Origin of the sequence: Streptomyces sp. NBC_00576 (assembly GCF_036345175.1) — a bacterium.
In the GTDB taxonomy this organism is placed as follows: Bacteria; Actinomycetota; Actinomycetes; order Streptomycetales; family Streptomycetaceae; genus Streptomyces.
On sequence record NZ_CP107780.1, the window covers coordinates 3,505,817 to 3,522,051 of the forward strand.

Below are 16,235 nucleotides of genomic sequence, written 5' to 3' on the forward strand. Positions count from 1 at the left end.
GGTCGGTCAATCACTACAGTTGTTCTCCCCGTAACACTGCCACGCCCTTCTTCATTCCGAGACACCCGTTCCAAGGCGCGAGACGAGGTCGTCCCAGTAGCCGGGCATGGTCTCCCAGGCATCGGTGCGGCCACCACGATCCGTACGGTCGGTGAAGTAGATCGTGGCGGCGCCCTGCCAGCGTGCGACTCGCAGCGCCTCGTCGAGATGGCCGAGCGGCAGTCCGTGCACGAAGTGGCAGAAGCGCTCGGGCGGATGGTCGGCGGTCCACTCGGCCACCTGCGACCAGCGGTAGTCACTCCAGTGGCCCGAGAACGTGACGAGCTGGTCGCCGTGCTCGGCATAGTCGGGATGCGGATGGGTGCCGTGGCCCAGGACGATGTGCGCGTCGTCGTCCGCCGCGCGGAGCTCGCCGACCGTGCGGCGGATCTCGGGGAGCGCGGTGCGGTCGTTCGGGCAGCGGTTCAGGAGGAAGCCGTCGGCCTTGTACCACTCGCGGTACCGCTGCGCTTCGACGGTCAACTCACCGTGAGTGCGGGCCCCGTGGACCGTGTCGAGGTGACCGAGGACACGGACACCCGCGTTGCGCAGACGGCCGACGGCCTCCAGGCAGTGCGGATCGGGGCGGCTGCCCGGGCCGTCGGCGACGTTGAGGACGACCCAGTGCAGGGGCGTGCCCGGGCGGGCCAGTTGGCCCCACTCGGTCGGGGCGACGAGGGGATGCGCGAAGCCCGGGATGCCGAAGCCTGTGCGTACGCCGGTGCTCGCGGTGCCCGCCTTGGCACTGGTCAGATGCGGCATGCCGCCTCCATCCAGATGTCTGCGAGGGACTCCTCCAGGTTGATCCGGGGCCGCCAGCCGAGCCGGTCGCGCGCGGTGCGTACGTCGGCCTGCTGCCAGCTGCCGCAGCCGTCCGGGTACGGGTGCGCGACCGGGGCGGCGTGGTCCGGGTCGGTTCGGGGGTGGCCGATGGATGCCCTCAGGGGGCCGGGCGGGCCGTCGAGTTCGTGCAGCGTGCCGCCGTATCCGGCCACGCGGGCGAGGACGGAGGCGGCGTCGCGCAGGCGCACGGCACGACCGGAGCCGATGTTGATGACGCCCTGCGCTGCCGAGAGCGAGGCGGCGTGGACGGCCCGCGCCACGTCCCTTACGTCGATGAAGTCGCGCTGCGCGCCCAGACCGCCCAGCTTGAGCTCGCCGTCGCCGGACTGCATCGCGCGGCGCATCGCCTCGGCGAGACGGCCGAGCGGGGAGCCGGCGGGCGTGCCGGGGCCGGCCGGCGAGAAGACGCGCAGGACGACGGCGTCGAGGCCGGAGCCGAGGACCAGTTCGGTCGCGGCGAGCTTGCTGACACCGTACGGGCCGCCGGGGCGGGGGACGGCATCCTCGGCCGTGGAGGAACCGGGCTGGCTGGGGCCGTACTCGGCACCGCAGCCGAGCTGGACCAGACGGGCGCCGCAGCCGCTGCGCCGCAGGGCCTCGCAGACGGTGGCGACGGCGACCGTGTTGTGCCGGGTGAGTTCGCGGGCACCGCCACGGGTGGCGCCCGCGCAGTTGACGACGACTCCGGGATGGACGGCGTCGAGGAAGCGGGTGAGTGCGCCGGGGCTGCCGGACGCGAGGTCGAACCGGACGTCGGCGTCGTCGCCGCGACCGAGGACGGTGAGCTGCACGGCGGGGTCGGCGAGCAGTCGGTCGGCGACGAAGCGGCCGAGATAGCCGTTGGCTCCGATCAGCAGAACCCTCATCGGACGGCTCCCTCGGCGGATTCTCCGGCTCCGGGTCGGGAGGTGATCATCGGTGTACTCCTTCGGGGGTTGCGGGTGCGTTCGTGACGGGGGGCCTGGCGTTGCGGAATCGGTCGTCTGCCGTGGTCGTGGTTCGGGGCGTCATCCGGCCTCACCCGGCATCGCGTGCGCCGACGCTCTGGTCAGCGAGCGGATCGCGTGGAGCAGGAGGACCACTGCGGCCCCTCCGCACGCCGCGGCCGGTATACCTGCTGGCCCCCAGGCGGCCACGACCGTGTCCACCGGGGCGGCCAGGAAGGCGCAGCCGGGGAGGTGGGACGCGAAGGCGGTGGTCAGGGTCACTGCCTCGGCTGCGGCTGCCACACCGAGGACGACCGCCGGGGCGTGGGTGAAGCGGTGTGCCGTGAGGAGGCGGGCCAGCAGGAGCAGGGCGCCCAGGGTGACGGTCGTGGTGTAGGCCGCCGGTTCGTGCAGGACCGTCGTGGAGAGCGCCACGAGCACTGTCGACATGCACAGGAAGAGGGCGAAGGCGCCCAGGAGGAGGGGTTTCACGGCTGCCGTGAAGTCCGCCAGGCCACGGCTGGCGGCCAGCTTGCGATGGGCTCCTGCTGCGAAGAGGTGCGCACACCAGGCCGCCGGCGCAACGGCGAAAGTGAGGGCCAGTACAGGGGCGGTGGACAGATCCCGGACCGCGGCCGGGAATCCGCTGGGGCCGCCCGTCAGCGCGGCGGTGAGCAGGGCGTCGCCCAGGAGTGCGTACGCGAGGAGCCAGTAGGTCCACGCGCGCGTGGAGGCCGGGGTGCGGCTCGTGTACGTGCCTGCGGGCGCCGGATGGGTCCTGGCGCTCAGCGGCCCCCGGCCGAGTGCCGCGCGTACGGCCAGCGCGACGGTCAGGGCGCCCAGCGTCGCCACGGCCAGCCGGACCCGGCCCTCGGTGAAGTGCAGGCCCGTCACTGTCGCCGCGCCCAGGGCGCCCGGCAGCACAGAGAGCAGGACCCAGTCGGCCCGTACGCCGGGGGCGGGCGGCGGGGTGGGCCGCGGTGCAGTTTCCGCGTCCTGGGAGACCCGGGCGTACATCTCCTCGGCCAGGGAGAACACGTCCCGGTGGCGGAAGCGGGCGGCCGTTCGGTCCGTCACGCCGTGGGCCTCCAGGCCGGCGGCGATCTCCAGGGGGTCCACCGCCCGCTCGCAGAGCTCGCGGTGTCTGTGCATGAGCGCCTTCACGGGGTCTCCGGTCCCTCGGCGCGCGGCACGGGTGGAGGGTGTGGACGTCTGTGACAGCGTCTGTGGCGTCTCCGTGACTCGTACGTTCGTGTCCGCGGCGCCCATGAGCCACTCCTCCGAGTGTTCGTCCCAGGCTCCGGGGCTGTCCGGCGTCCCGGGACGGTCCACTTCTCCCAGCTCGCTCATCGCGCGCCCTCCCCGGCCGGTACGGGGGTCGCCTGTACCGGTGCGGAAGCGCGTCCTGTCGCCCAGCTGGGCCCGCCCCGGGCCACCACGCCTATGCCGGCCTGCGTCCAGCGCCCGGCAACGTGGGCCTCCGCCGGGACGGCGAACGGGAGCGGTTCGCCGGCGTCGTCGAAAACCACTCTGCTGACCGGGCAGCGCGAGACGACCTCCAGGTAAATGCCGTGAAATGCCTCGACGTTCTGCTCGACGGTGAACAGTTCGAGGGCACGGGCGCGTGCGGCGGCGCCCAGACGCTCTCGGCGCGCCGGGTCGCGCAGGAGCGCCACGCACGCCTCCGCGAGCGCCCGCGGGTTGCGTGGGGGCACCACGAGCCCCGTACCGCCGATGATCTCGACCACCGCGCCCACGTCGGTCGACACGGTCGCCCGTCCGCAGAACATCGCCTCGACCAGGCTGATCGGGAAGCCCTCGACCACACTCGACAGGACGACGACCGCGCCCGCCGCGTACGCCTCCGCGAGCGTCGGGGCCTCCGGTCCGCCGATCTCCTCGAACGACACCGGGTTGTCGCCGACCGCGTGAATGCCGTCGGCCTCGTCGGGGAAGAGCTGCGCGGCCAGCGCCCGGCAGTGGCCGAGGTATGCCTCACTCTCGGCTCCCGTGGCCGCGCCGATGATGCGCAGGCGGGTCTTCGGTTCCTCCTTGCGGACCTCGGCGAAGGCGTGCAGGAGGGAGATCAGGTCCTTGGCGGGCTCGATGCGGCCGACCCAGATCAGCGTGTCGGTGTCCGTGGGCTCCGGCGACTCGCCCACCTCCGCGAAGTGGGACGCGTCCATGCCCGGGTACACCGTGCGCAGCTTCTCCCGGTCGGCCCCGCATCTCTCCTGCCAGCGGCGGGTGTGCGTGTTGCCGGGGGTGACGAGCGCGGCCCGCCGATAGATCTCCGAGGCCAGCCTGCCGTGGAAGGACGCGAGCAGGGACCGTACGGCAGGGGCGCTGTCCTCGGCGCCCGAGGCCAGGTAGTGCGCCCGCAGCGGGACGCCGTACTCGGTGACCAGCAGGGGTACGCCGGAGAAGTGGTGGGCGAGCAGTCCGGGGAGCGCCGCCGGGCCACCGGCCGCGGCATGGCACAGGTCGACCGAGCCGAGTCCGTCGTCCTCGTACCAGTCGAGCGAGAGGGGGCGCAGGGCGCGTTCCAGGTGCGCGGCAACGGTGAGCAGGTCCGGTACGCGCGCCTCGCGCGCCGCTCCCTGCGCGCCGGGCGCACGACAGGCGCGCTCCAGAGCACGTACGGCGGCCTCGGAGCGGAGCGCTCCCACCAGCCCACCCTCGTCGCGGGCGAGTTCGGCGAGCCCGTACAGCGCGTTGCCGAAACGGTCCGCCTCAGCGGTGGACGCGTTCGATCCGTCCGCGGCGTTTCCCGCGCCGGGCCCGCCGCCCAGGGCCGAGGCCAACTCCCCGTAGGCCTCGGCGAATCGCCGCCGTGCACGGCGGCCGTAGGCCACGCCGTCGTCCTCGGCCGTCCACAGTGGAGCTGTCCGGACCCTGCTGACCTGCGGCGGCAGCTCGATCCAGCCCTCGTCCTCCTGCCGCTCGCTGCGACTGAGCGCGTAGATGTCGAACTCGTGTCCGCCGAGCCCGCGCACGAGCCGGTCGCACCAGAGTCTGGCGTCACCGCTCACATACGGATAGCCACCCTCCGTCAGCAGTCCGATGCGCACGAGCACACCCCCGATCTCCCGTATGAGGAGCCGCCGTTGACCCGGCGGCTCGCAGCGGGACGAACGTATGCGGACATGGCGGTGGTGCGACGGACGGTTGTCCGTCGCACCACCAAAAGGGGTGAACGGTCGTAACTTTCCCGTGCGGACCGCGTTCCGTCGCGCTAAGGGATCATTCGCGCACACATGGTCACGAACGCATGTGCGGTCACGCCAGGGTCAACTCCCTCCGGGCGGCGCGGCGCCGGGCCGCGATTTCCGGGTCGAGAGCGGGTACGGCGGCCAGCAGCTGCCGGGTGTACGGGTCCTGCGGGTTGTCGTACACCTCGTCGGCGGGGCCCGACTCGACGATCCGTCCCCGCCGCATCACCGCGACGCGGTCGCTGACCTGGCGTACGACGGCGAGGTCATGGGCGACGAACACCAGCGCGAGGCCGAGTTCGCGCTGCAACTCGCCGAGCAGGGCGACCACCTGGGCCTGGGTCGTGACGTCGAGCGCCGAGACCGGCTCGTCGCAGACGATGACACGCGGTTCGGCGGCCAGCGCTCGTGCGATGCCCACGCGTTGGCGTTGGCCGCCGCTGAACTCGTGCGGATAGCGGTCGAAGTGCGCCGGGTCGAGCCCCACGCGCTCCAGCAGCTCCCCCACGCGCCCCCGAACACGCCCCTCGTCACTCTCGCCGCGCGCCCTCAGCGGGTCGGCGATCGACTCGCCCACGCTGCGTCGGGGGTTGAGGGAGGAGACGGGGTCCTGGAAGACCATCTGCACGGCCGGACCGACCCCGGACCGCACACGCCCCTCGTAGCGCACCTCACCGGCCGTCGGCTCCAGCAGCCCGACCAGCATCCGCCCGAGCGTCGTCTTGCCACTGCCGCTCTCTCCGACGATCCCGAGGGTCTCGCCCCGGCGAACGGTCAGCGACACGTCGTCCACGGCCGCGAACGCCCGCTTCCCACGCCCGAACTCGTGCCGCAGGCCGACGGCCTCCAGCACGACCTCCTCGGAGCCGGAGGCGTCCCCACGGACCCGCCGCGCGTCTACGCGCGGTACCGCTGCGAGCAGTTCACGCGTGTACGCCTGGGCCGGCGCCCCCAGTACGGCGGTGACCGGGCCGCGCTCGACGGCGCGCCCGTGCCGCATCACCAGCACGTCGTCGACGCTCTCCGCCGCGACACCCACGTCGTGCGTGACGAGCAGCAGGCCCATGCCGGTCTCCTCGCGCAGAGTGTGCAGCAGGTCGAGGATCTGGGCCTGGACGGTCACGTCCAGCGCGGTCGTCGGCTCGTCGGCGATCAGCAGGTCGGGCTCGCAGGCGAGCGCCATGGCGATCAGCGCGCGCTGCCGCATCCCTCCGCTGAACTCGTGCGGCCGCGACCGGGACCGCCGTACCGCGTCCGGAATTCCGACGCGGTCCAGTACGTCGACGGCACGCGCGCGTGCGGCCCGCCGGGACGCCTTCGTGTGCACCCGGTACACCTCGGCGATCTGGTCACCGACCGCGTAGTACGGGTCGAGGGAGGAGAGCGGGTCCTGGAAGACCATCGCCGCCTTCGCCCCGCGCAGCCGCCGTAGCCCGGCCTCGGACTCCTGCTGTACGTCGGTTCCGGCGACGCGGATCGTGCCGCCGACCTCCGCTCCCGTACCGCGGTGCAGCCCCAGCAGGGCGGACGCGACCGTGGACTTGCCGGAGCCGGACTCGCCGACCAGGCCCAGCGCGGCGCCCTTCGCGAGCCGGAACGACAGTCCGTCCACGGCCCGCAGGGAGCCGAAGGCGACCGTCAGGCCGTCGACCTCCACAAGAGCACTGCTCTCCACGTTCTCCGCCGGAGCCTCAATTGAGGCCTTGTCCAGGCTCATACGAGCACCACCCGTCGATCGGCCACCGCGTACAGCACATCCGCGACGGCATTGGCGATGACCACGAAGAAACCGGTGACCAGGACCATGCCGACGACCACCGGCAGGTCGACGACCTTGACCGCCTCGACGAGTTCTTGTCCGAGGCCGGGCAGCCCGAAGAGCGTCTCGGTGAGCACCGCGCCGCCGAACATCGACCCGAAGTCCGTGGCGCTCAGGGCGATCAGGGGCGCCACCGCCCCGCGCAGCGCGTGCCGCCCGATGATGGACGGCTCCCCGACGCCGTACGCGCGGAAGGTGCGTATGTGGTCCTCGGCCAGCGTCTCCAGCATCGACGCCCTGGTCAGGCGGGCGTACTTGGCGGATTCGATGAGGGCGAGCGACAGCCAGGGCAGCAGCAGGTTCCAGGCCCACTGCTCGGGGTCGTCGGTAAAGGGCACGTACTGCGGGAACGGGAGCAGTTCCAGCTGTCCGCAGACGACGATCATCAGGATCAGGCCGATGACGAAGACGGGCGTGGCCGTGCCGGCCAGCGTGAGCCCGGTCAGCAGGCGCTCGGTGGGCCGGCCGCGCCGCCAGGCCGAGAGCACTCCGGTGCCGACACCGATGAGCAGCCACAGCACCATCGCGCCGAGCGCGAGCGAACCGGTGACCGGCAGCTTCGCCAGGATCAGCTCGGTGACCTGCTGGTCGCTCTGGTAGGACAGGCCCAGGCAGGGCGCCGAGCAGTGCTCGACGGACGTACCGGTCGAGTAGTCCTGGCCGACGAAGACGCCCTCCAGGAAGTGCCAGTAGCGCAGGTACAGAGGGTCGTCGAGGCGCAGTTGCTCGGCGACCTGGTGCACCTGGGCCGGGGAACAGCGCGGCCCGCAGGTGATCTGGGCGACGTTGCCGGGGGCGACGTAGAAGACGACGTAGATGATCACCGAGATGGCGAAGAGGGTGACGACCGCGCCGACGACCCGGCGTACGACGAACCCGCCGAAACCGGAGATGTTCACGCTCCGGCCTCCTTCTTCTCCACCATGACCTCGGGCTTCTTCTCCGTCGCGGCCTTGGCTTCGCGCCTGCGGCCCGTACCGACGCGCAGGCGCGAGGCCGCGCGCGGGTCGAGGGCGGTGCGGATGCCGTCGCCGAGGACGGTGAGGGCGAGGACGGTGACGAAGAGGGCGCCCGCGGGCAGCAGCAGGTACTGCGGTGCCGCCTGGTACCAGACGTCGGCGGCGGTGATCATCTGCCCCCAGGAGGGCGTCGGTGGCTTCACGCCGACGCCGAGGAAGGACAGGGCTGCCTCGACCGTGATGTTCGTCGGGACGAGAAGCGCTGCGTACGTGATGACGGGCGCGGCGAGGCCGGGCAGCAGTTCGCGGCGGGCGATCCGCCAGGGGCCCCAGCCGCTGAGCCGGGCCGCGGCCACATGGTCGAGCTGTTTGAGGGTGAGCGTCTGGGCGCGCACGATCTTCGCGACCCCACCCCAGGCGATCAGTCCGATGACGAGGGCTACGAGAACGGGCCGCGGGAAGCTGCTGGGGACGATCGCCAGCAGGGCCAGCGACATGATCATGAGCGGCAGGGCGATGATGACATCGGTGAGACGGCTCAACAGTTGATCAACCCATTGACTGCCCAGGGCGGACGCAATGCCGACCACGACGCCGATCAACACCTGGACGAGAGTCGCCGCGAGCGCGACGCCCAGCGAGACCCTGGCTCCGTAGACGAGCCGGGCGAAGAGATCGCGCCCCGTCTGCGGTTCGACGCCGAGCCAGTGGTCGCCGCTCATCCCGCCGAAGGAGCCGGTCGGGACACCTCCGCGCGCGGAGTCGACAAGGGCGGGGTGGTAGGTGGTCGGGTCCTGGCCGGCGAGCGCGGTGAGCAGCGGCGCGCCGAGCGCGACCAGGACGAGCAGCGCGACGACGGCCGCCGCGACGAGGGCGGCACGCTGCGAACGCAACCGCCGCCAGAACTGACGGGCCCCCGAGGCCGCCGGGACGGGTGTCGTACCCGTCCCGGCGGCCTGGGAGGCGAGAAGGACCTCGCTCACGGCGTCGTCACTTCACCGAGACCTGGGAGATGTCCAGGACACCCGTCCAGTCGCTGATCACGATGTTCTTGACGTCCTTGCCGTACAGACGCTTGTAGACGGGGTGGAACAGCGGCACGGTCAGGGCCTGCTCGCCGATCTTGCTGTCCAGCGCACCCCACCTCTTGGCGGCAGCGTCAAGATCGGTCAACTTGTTGATCGCGTCAATCTCGGCATTGACCGACTTGTCATCGAGGAAGCCGGTGTTGAAGTTCGCGCCGTCCTTGACGATCTGCCGGCCGTCGAAGATCGGGGCGAGGAACGGACCGCCGGAGGGCCAGTCGGCACCCCAGTGGGCGAGGAAGAACCCGGGCTCCTTGTTCACGTCGTGGATCGTGTCGGAGTAGTCGTTGTCCTCCAGCCCGTCCAGTTTCACCGTGATGCCGGCCTTCTTGAGCGAGTCCTGGACGGCGGTCGCGATCTCCGGGCTGGTCTCGAAGTCCTTGGAGTCGGAGTGGGTCAGGGTGACGGTCAGACCGTTCGGGTGACCGGCCTCCTTCAGCAGCTCCTTGGCCTTGGCCGCGTTCCCGGAGGCACCCGCCGGGAAGTGGTCGTACGGCGTGTACCCGAAGGACTTCTGGTTCGGCAGGTAGGTGGTGGCGGGCTCGGCGAGCGACGATCCGCCGGCCGCGTTGACGACACTCGTACGGTCGATGGCGTACGAGATCGCCTGCCGCACCTTGAGGTTGTCGAACGGCTTGATCTTCGGGTTGAACGCTATGTAGTTGGTGTAGCCGAAGTGCCCGGTGCCGACACGCGCGGCCAGTTCCTTGTCACCGGTGACCTTGGCGAGTTCGGCGGGGCCGAGGTTGGTGTCCGTGGTGACGGACGCGGCGTCCGCCCCTTGGGACGCGGACAGCCGCTGGTTGATCACCGACGAGTCGAGCCCTGACCGCACGTCGATCTTGTCCGGGTACGCCTTGCGTTCCGAGTCCGTGGCCGCGGACCAGTAGGTGTTGCGCTCCAGGATCAGCCGCTCGCCGTCACCCTCGTTGCTGACGACCTTGTACGGGCCCGACGAGATCGGGTGCTCCTCGTACTTCGTCCCGGTGTCCTTGGCCTTCGGAACCGGCGTGAACTGCGTCTGCGTGGCCAGGTAGGGGAACTCTCCCTCGGGCTTGTCGAGGTGAAAGACGATCGTGCGGTCGTCCGGCGTCTCGATCGCGTCGAGGCCCTTGCCCTTGTCCTTGTAGGGCCCCTGGTAGTCGGCGGCGCCGATCAGCCAGTCCCTCAGATAGGGCGCACCGCCGGAGAGTTCGGGGGCGAAGGAGCGCTCGATGCCGTACTTGATGTCGGCGCTGGTGATCGCCGTACCGTCCTCGTACTTGAGCCCTTCCTTCAGGGTGTACGTCCACACGGTCGCGTTCTCGCTCGGGCGCCCGGTGTCGGTGGCCAGGTCGGGGACGACCTCCGCGCCCGCCGCCCCGCTCTCGCGGTTGCGTGTGGTGAGCGTCCGGAAGACGAGCGAGGGGACGTTGCCGCCGCCGGAGGTGTACAGCCGGGCGGGGTCGAAGTCGTCCTGCGGGTTGGAGTTCAGGACGGTGAGCGTGCCGCCCTTCTGCGGCTTGGAGTCGCCGCTGTCCGCGCCCTTGGCATCGTTGTCCTTCGGACCGCACGCGGCGGCGCCCGCGGCCAGGAACAGGCTGACGGACACCGCTGCGACGCGGCGCGCTCTGACGGACGGTTGGCGCATCGGAAGACGACCTCTCGAATGATGAGACGGAATGACGAGGAGTGAGACGGAAGTGAACACACGTCCGCCCGGGCGCCAGGTCGCATCAGGTCGTCGAGAACCGCCAGCCGATGACAGAAGTCAGTCGGTGACGGCAAAGGTGAACGTCGCGACACGCATGCCCGGGGGCGGGTGTCAGCGACAGAGAATGTCGGCCACGCAGAGCGGGGTCACGCCGATCAGCGCCAGCTCGATGGCGGCGCGACGGACAGCATGACTAGACCACATGCGCAAAAATATGAACGAACTTTCCACCCATGTCAACGTGGCCCTTGAGCCCCGCGTCAACTCCCTGGATACGGCCAGGGGTTGGCCCGGCAGTGAATCCCGTTATGGTCGAGGAACTTGGTCTGCTGTTGCATGACCGGGGCGAGTTCACCGTCCTTGTCGCAGGTCACGTGCCCGTATCCGAGGCGATGGCCGACCTCGTGGTTGATCAGCATCTGCCGGTACGCGTAGATCTTGTCGCCGTAGGTCTCGGACCCCTGCGCCCATCGATAGGCGTTGATCATCACGCGGTCGGTGGCGGTCGAGTTGCAGGAGACGTTGTCCTCGGTGGTGTCGAGTCCGGACTTGGCGCACCAGAAGGCGGTGGTGCCGGGGCTCGCCAGCGTGATCACGAAGTCGGGTTTGCCGGAGGAGATCCGCTCGAACGTACGACCACCGTTGTGGGCCCAACTACGGTCGTCGTTGAGCGTCTTCTGCACGGCCTGTGCGAACAGTTCCCCGTCGAGTCCGAGCCCCTGCTCGACGTCCACCCGGTACGTGTACTTCTGCCCGGCCCCCGGCGCCTTGGCGAACCCGCGGATCGCGTCGAACTTCCCCGAGCCCTTGAGGGCCGCGCCGAGCGCGTACGTCTTGGCCATCTTCTGGTCGTACGTCAGTGTCGTCACCGCGTCCGGCGCACCGGGCGCGGCAGGAAGGCCGTCACTGCGCGCCGCGGAGTCCCCTGACCCCTGTACGTCCTGGCCCGAGCCCCTCGCGGTCTGGGTCCGTACGCCGCCGCCGTCGTCCTCACCCTTGGTGACCTGCCCGGCCACGACGACCGCCAGCACGGTGGTGACGGCGGCAGCCGCGATCCCGGTGAACGCCCGCCCCTTGCCGCCCTTGCCCTTGACCGCCACTTCGGCGGGCGGCACATACGCGTCGGCGGTCTCGGGCGTGTCGGCGGGATGCGGCGTCCGGGCGCGGGGCGCGAAGAGGTCGGCATCGCCGACTGCGGCACCGGGCCGGCCGGCTGCGTCGAAGGCATCGACGTACGCCTGTCGGGGTCCGTGCGCGTTCGGGGGCGCGGGACGCTGACGCGGTATGGCGGGACCGACCCCGGCCTGCCCGCCGAACTCGCCCCAGCCGCCGCCGGATTCACGCTGCTCGGGGTGTCCGCCTCCCCGGACCCGGGGGAAGCCGTGTGCAGGGGTTCCCTCCGGGAAACGCGGCATCCCATGCGCGGGGGCGCCCTCGGAGAAGCGGGGGAAGCCATGAGCGGGGGTGCCGTCAGGAACCGGAAAGCGCGGCGCCTCTTGCCGCCGTTGCCCCTGGTTCGGCCCCTGCGCCTGACCCTGTTGAGGTTGCCGCCCCTGTTGAACCACAGGGATGTTCTCCGTGTTGCCCGTACTCGCGCTGCCGTCGGTTCGCCCGCGGCGGCTGTGACGTCCCACCTCGCGTCTCAGCTCCCCGCGTTCGCGGCGTCGGCCCGACTGCCGACCGTCCTCGGTGCCACAGTACCGGCATCCGCCGTCAACTCGGCCGTGTCTCCGAGCAGTTCGCGGAACGCCGACGCCACCGTCTCCGGGTATTCCATCATCGCCACATGTCCGGCGTCGGGCAGCGAGAGCAGCCGGGAGTCGCGGAAGGCGCGTGCCGCGCGCTGGGCCATGCGGTAGGAGACGAGCTGGTCCCGGCCGCCGTAGACGAGGAGCGTCGGCGCGAGCACGCGCTCGGCCTGGCGCCACAGCCCGTGCTGACCGCCGAGCGTGTACGCGTTCACGATCCCGCGCGCGGAACGCGCCATGGCGTCCCAGAAGTACGGCAGTTGAAGCCGTCGTTCCATCTCTTCGACCGCGTTGCGGAATCCCTCGGGCGTCACCTGCCCAGGATCCCCGTAACAGAGCGCCGTGACCCCGCGGACGCGCTGTTCGGCGCTCCAATCCTCGGTCAGTCGGGTGAACAGACGAGCCACGCCGGGCAGGGCGAGCAGTGCGGTCGGCACCGCGTTGCGCTGCACGCGGATCTCCGGCAGCGCGGGTGAGACGAGCGTGAGCGTCCTGACGAGGTCGGGCCGCACCGCCGCGACGCGGGTCGCGGCCGCACCGCCCAGCGAGTTGCCGAGCAGGTGCACGGGACCGCGTCCGGATGAGTCGAGGTAGCGGATGACGGCACGCGCGTGCCCCGTGACCGAGTAGTCGCCGTCGTCCGGCGGCGGGGAGTCGCCGAAGCCCGGCAGGTCGAGCGCCTCGCTGTCGACGAGCTCGTCGTTCAGCTGCATGAGCGCCGACCAGTTCTGCGAGGAACCGCCCAGGCCATGGACGTACAGCGCGGGCGGCAGCCCCTCGCGCGCGGGGGGCCGCGACCGCACGGTCAGGGTGAGTCCCGGCAGACCGACCGAGCGCAGCCGCTCGCCCTCGGCGACCCTGACGGGCGCCACCTTGGGAAGCACATTGGTGGCCGGCACGTACGGCAGCTCGGTCGAAGACATGCGGCAATGTTACGAGACGATCACGCAGTGGTTCGTGTGTTCGGCATCACAGACTGCGATCCCGATCGCATGGCATCCCGTCCCTGTGTCTCCTACGCTCGTAAACAGGGCACCCGTAGGGGAACCGCACCCCCCGGGAAGGGAGCCCAGCATGGCCGTCGACCCCACCGGCCCGGAGACCTTCGAGGAAATCAGGAACCCCGAGGACTACGAGGCCGAGGACAGCGCCACCGAGTTCGCCGTCGAGGCCCCCGAGGGCGACGCCGCCGAACAGCACCAGGACGTCACCCCGCAGCACGACGCACCACTGACCGGCGAGAACACGGACCGGGCCAACGAGGCCGACCTCGCGGAACAGGCCCGCGTCGTGAAACTGGACGAGGACGACTACCGATAGCCGTCCCCGCACTCCGCACCCCGCACAGGATTTATTGCTATTTGAGCAAATAGGCCGGAACATACAGTCGCCTGGTCGAGGAATTTCTGCGCTCTGACCGCGCACACCAGGGTTACCGAAAAGTACGATGGCGGCGCGGCGCACACCGCATGTGGACGAAATTGGGAGGCGGCGTGACAGCCATCGAGCAAACTGAGGCGGCACGCCCTCGGGGCACGCGGTTGCCGCGTCGCGCCCGACGGAACCAGCTGCTGGGCGCCGCCCAGGAAGTGTTCGTGGCGCAGGGCTACCACTCCGCCGCGATGGACGACATCGCCGAGCGCGCCGGAGTCAGCAAGCCGGTGCTCTACCAGCACTTCCCGGGCAAGCTCGACCTCTATCTCGCCCTGCTGGACCAGCACTGCGAGTCCCTGATCGGGTCGGTCCGCACCGCACTGGCGTCGACGTCGGACAACAAACAGCGCGTCCGGGCGACGATGGACGCGTACTTCGCGTATGTGGAGGACGACGGTGGTGCCTTCCGCCTGGTCTTCGAGTCCGACCTGACGAACGAGCCCGCCGTGCGCGAGCGCGTCGACAAGGTGACGAACGAGTGCGCGGAGGCGATCTGCGACGTCATCGCCGAGGACACCGGCCTCTCGCGCGCGGAGTCGATGCTGCTGGCCTCCGGTCTGGGCGGCCTCTCCCAGGTGGTGGCACGGTCCTGGCTGCACAGCGACCGCAGTGTCCCGCGCGATCAGGCGGTCCAGTTGCTGGCCTCGCTGGCCTGGCGCGGCATCGCCGGTTTCCCGCTGCACGGCACCGAGCACCACTGACCGCCCGTTTGTTCCCACTGGTTGTTCGCTCCTGGCGTTCCCACGCGGAACATGTACGTCCCCTCACCGGGCTAATGTGTGCTGGGTACGGCGCGGACGCCCGCGCACTTCACTGACCGTCGGAGGGACATAGCCGTGGAGGTCAAGATCGGCGTGCAGCACGCGCCCCGCGAGATCGTTCTGGAGAGCGGTCAGAGCGCCGAGGAGGTCGAGCAGGCCGTGGCCGATGCGCTGGCCGGCAAGTCGGCGCTGCTGAGTCTGGTGGACGACCACGGCCGCAAGGTCCTGGTCCCGGCAGACCGCCTCGCGTACGTCGAGCTGGGCGAGCCGACGGCCCGCAAGGTGGGCTTCAGCGCGCTGTAGGGATACGCAATGGGTGGGGCCCGGCGGTTTCGAACCGCCGGGCCCCACCCATGTCCGCATACGCATACGCATACGGACATCCATACGCATTCACAGGTTGACCACACGTCACCCTTACAAGTGGGTTGCTCGCCGCAGGTCACGGGTATGACGGGCTACGAAGGTCATGCGCAGCAGGCAGTGGGAGGGACCCCGACATGTTCTTGGAAGCGCTCGGCTCCGCGATCCTCGGCCTCGCCCTGGCATGGGCGGCGGCCCGCCGGCTGCCCGACCGTCTCCCCGCACGCCACCTGGTCCTGTCGACCGGTGTGGCCGGAGCCCTCTTCGGCGCCTTCGTCACGCACAGCGCGCTGAGCGGCGGCCACTTCGTGCTGATCCTGCTGGGCGCGGCGGCCGTCTCCGCCGCGTCCCTCTCCCTGCTGCTCCGCCCTACGACCAGACTCCGCCGATCATCGGCAACGGCGTAGCCGCCCCCACGGAAGCCGAGGGAAGCTAGGCGGCAAGTCCCAGCGCCGCCATCCGCTTCGTGTGCGCCTCGGTGATCCTGGAGAACATCCGGCCGACCTCCGCGAGGTCGAACCCGTCCGCGACGCCGCCGACGAGCATCGTGGACAGCGCGTCCCGGTCGGCCACGACCCGCTGCGACTGAGACAGTGCCTCGCCCATGAGCCGCCGCGCCCACAGCGCGAGGCGCCCGCCGACCCGCGGCTCCGCGTCGATCGCCGCGCGCACCTTCTCCACGGCGAAGCTCGCGTGCCCGGTGTCGTCGAGGACCGTCAGCACCAACTGGCGGGTGTCCGCGTCGAGGCGGGCCGCGACCTCACGGTAGAAGTCACTGGCGATCGAGTCACCGACGTACGCCTTGACGAGTCCCTCCAGCCAGTCGGAGGGCGCCGTCTGCTTGTGGAAGCCGTCGAGCGCGGCGACGAACGGCTCCATCGCCTGGGTCGCGTCGGCGCCGATCTCGGTGAGCCGGTCCCTGATCTGCTCGAAGTGGTGGAACTCCGCCGACGCCATCTTGGCCAGTTCGGACTTGTCGAGGAGCGTCGGCGCCAGCTTGGCGTCCTCGGCGAGCCGCTCGAACGCGGACAGTTCGCCGTACGCGAGCGCTCCGAGGAGATCCACGACCGCAGCATGGTACTGCGGATCGGTGGCTGCCTGCGCCCAGTCCTGGGCGGCGACTCCGGTGGGTGCGGGAGCGGCGTCGGCCGCGGTCTCTGTGGGGGTTTCGGGGGTACCGGAGGCGTTGTCAGGCGTCGTCATGAAGCGCACAATAGCCCGCTGGCCGCAAGGCGGAAGTTCCTGCTCAATCAGTGTGACGACCACTACGTGACCGAATCGGCCATCGCATGTGCGCGATTCCGGGGTATGGTGGTAATGCGCCCGCTGAGCTGAAAGACGTATCTCGACGGG

Annotated in this window: 16 protein-coding genes; 4 read left to right on the forward strand and 12 right to left on the reverse strand. The window is 70.6% G+C overall.

Going from position 1 to position 16,235, the window contains the following annotated elements; genetic code table 11:
- Positions 1 to 51 precede the first annotated feature (51 nt).
- The 11 genes from OG734_RS14600 to OG734_RS14650 all read right to left on the reverse strand — a co-directional run bounded on the left by OG734_RS14600 (position 52) and on the right by OG734_RS14650 (position 13,247).
- Entirely contained in the window at positions 52 to 801 is a 750-nt protein-coding gene (locus OG734_RS14600) for a spherulation-specific family 4 protein (protein WP_330287925.1), read from the reverse strand.
- Complete coding sequence (locus OG734_RS14605) at positions 789 to 1,748, reverse strand: NAD-dependent epimerase/dehydratase family protein (RefSeq protein ID WP_330287926.1); 960 nt, start codon at positions 1,746 to 1,748, stop codon at positions 789 to 791. Before OG734_RS14605 ends, OG734_RS14600 begins: the two co-directional genes overlap by 13 nt.
- Before the next feature lie 141 nt (positions 1,749 to 1,889).
- Complete coding sequence (locus OG734_RS14610; protein ID WP_330287927.1) at positions 1,890 to 3,158, reverse strand: hypothetical protein; 1,269 nt, start codon at positions 3,156 to 3,158, stop codon at positions 1,890 to 1,892.
- Positions 3,155 to 4,879 carry a DUF3492 domain-containing protein gene (locus OG734_RS14615; protein WP_330287928.1) on the reverse strand — a complete coding sequence of 575 codons (1,725 nt, stop codon included), beginning with the start codon at positions 4,877 to 4,879 and terminating at the stop codon, positions 3,155 to 3,157. The genes OG734_RS14610 and OG734_RS14615 overlap by 4 nt, the downstream gene beginning before the upstream one ends.
- Before the next feature lie 208 nt (positions 4,880 to 5,087).
- Complete coding sequence (locus tag OG734_RS14620; protein WP_330287929.1) at positions 5,088 to 6,737, reverse strand: ABC transporter ATP-binding protein; 1,650 nt, start codon at positions 6,735 to 6,737, stop codon at positions 5,088 to 5,090.
- Positions 6,734 to 7,732, reverse strand: coding sequence for an ABC transporter permease (locus OG734_RS14625; RefSeq protein ID WP_330293658.1), 999 nt, complete (start codon positions 7,730 to 7,732; stop codon positions 6,734 to 6,736). The genes OG734_RS14620 and OG734_RS14625 overlap by 4 nt, the downstream gene beginning before the upstream one ends.
- 2 nt (positions 7,733 to 7,734) lie before the next feature.
- Positions 7,735 to 8,781, reverse strand: a complete 1,047-nt coding sequence (locus OG734_RS14630; RefSeq protein ID WP_330287930.1) for an ABC transporter permease — start codon at positions 8,779 to 8,781, stop codon at positions 7,735 to 7,737.
- A 7-nt stretch (positions 8,782 to 8,788) separates the two neighbouring features.
- Positions 8,789 to 10,513: an ABC transporter substrate-binding protein gene (locus OG734_RS14635; RefSeq protein ID WP_330287931.1), complete on the reverse strand. Its 1,725-nt coding sequence runs from the start codon at positions 10,511 to 10,513 to the stop codon at positions 8,789 to 8,791.
- Between the two features lie 174 nt (positions 10,514 to 10,687).
- A complete protein-coding gene (locus OG734_RS14640; protein ID WP_319210749.1) occupies positions 10,688 to 10,780 on the reverse strand; it encodes an Ms4533A family Cys-rich leader peptide in 93 nt (30 codons plus the stop codon).
- A 56-nt stretch (positions 10,781 to 10,836) separates the two neighbouring features.
- A complete protein-coding gene (locus OG734_RS14645) occupies positions 10,837 to 12,210 on the reverse strand; it encodes a DUF3152 domain-containing protein (RefSeq protein WP_330287932.1) in 1,374 nt (457 codons plus the stop codon).
- Positions 12,211 to 12,218: 8 nt separating this feature from the next.
- The gene (locus OG734_RS14650; protein ID WP_330287933.1) at positions 12,219 to 13,247 is read right to left on the reverse strand and encodes an alpha/beta fold hydrolase; all 1,029 of its coding nucleotides are present in this window, start codon (positions 13,245 to 13,247) and stop codon (positions 12,219 to 12,221) included.
- Between the two features lie 151 nt (positions 13,248 to 13,398).
- Here OG734_RS14650 and OG734_RS14655 point away from each other — a divergent pair, with 151 nt between their 5' ends.
- The 4 genes from OG734_RS14655 (at position 13,399) to OG734_RS14670 (ending at position 15,289) form a co-directional block, all read left to right on the forward strand.
- Complete coding sequence (locus tag OG734_RS14655; protein ID WP_330287934.1) at positions 13,399 to 13,644, forward strand: hypothetical protein; 246 nt, start codon at positions 13,399 to 13,401, stop codon at positions 13,642 to 13,644.
- A gap of 173 nt (positions 13,645 to 13,817) precedes the next feature.
- Positions 13,818 to 14,459, forward strand: coding sequence for a TetR/AcrR family transcriptional regulator (locus OG734_RS14660; RefSeq protein ID WP_330287935.1), 642 nt, complete (start codon positions 13,818 to 13,820; stop codon positions 14,457 to 14,459).
- A gap of 135 nt (positions 14,460 to 14,594) precedes the next feature.
- A complete protein-coding gene (locus OG734_RS14665) occupies positions 14,595 to 14,822 on the forward strand; it encodes a DUF3107 domain-containing protein (protein WP_053743301.1) in 228 nt (75 codons plus the stop codon).
- Between the two features lie 197 nt (positions 14,823 to 15,019).
- Positions 15,020 to 15,289 carry a hypothetical protein gene (locus tag OG734_RS14670; protein WP_330287936.1) on the forward strand — a complete coding sequence of 90 codons (270 nt, stop codon included), beginning with the start codon at positions 15,020 to 15,022 and terminating at the stop codon, positions 15,287 to 15,289.
- 25 nt (positions 15,290 to 15,314) lie between these two features.
- Here the strand turns inward: OG734_RS14670 and OG734_RS14675 are convergent, their stop codons facing one another.
- Positions 15,315 to 16,094, reverse strand: a complete 780-nt coding sequence (locus OG734_RS14675) for a ferritin-like fold-containing protein (RefSeq protein ID WP_330287937.1) — start codon at positions 16,092 to 16,094, stop codon at positions 15,315 to 15,317.
- Positions 16,095 to 16,235: the final 141 nt, after the last annotated feature.

Bases quoted from the DNA above. Each gene is read 5' to 3' on its own strand.
- OG734_RS14600 (WP_330287925.1), bottom strand. From the start codon at position 801: ATGCCGCATCTGACCAGTGCCAAGGCGGGCACCGCGAGCACCGGCGTA.
- OG734_RS14605 (WP_330287926.1), bottom strand. From the start codon at position 1,748: ATGAGGGTTCTGCTGATCGGAGCCAACGGCTATCTCGGCCGCTTCGTC.
- OG734_RS14610 (WP_330287927.1), bottom strand. From the start codon at position 3,158: ATGAGCGAGCTGGGAGAAGTGGACCGTCCCGGGACGCCGGACAGCCCC.
- OG734_RS14620 (WP_330287929.1), bottom strand. From the start codon at position 6,737: ATGAGCCTGGACAAGGCCTCAATTGAGGCTCCGGCGGAGAACGTGGAG.
- OG734_RS14635 (WP_330287931.1), bottom strand. From the start codon at position 10,513: ATGCGCCAACCGTCCGTCAGAGCGCGCCGCGTCGCAGCGGTGTCCGTC.
- OG734_RS14640 (WP_319210749.1), bottom strand. From the start codon at position 10,780: ATGTGGTCTAGTCATGCTGTCCGTCGCGCCGCCATCGAGCTGGCGCTG.
- OG734_RS14650 (WP_330287933.1), bottom strand. From the start codon at position 13,247: ATGTCTTCGACCGAGCTGCCGTACGTGCCGGCCACCAATGTGCTTCCC.
- OG734_RS14655 (WP_330287934.1), top strand. From the start codon at position 13,399: ATGGCCGTCGACCCCACCGGCCCGGAGACCTTCGAGGAAATCAGGAAC.
- OG734_RS14670 (WP_330287936.1), top strand. From the start codon at position 15,020: ATGTTCTTGGAAGCGCTCGGCTCCGCGATCCTCGGCCTCGCCCTGGCA.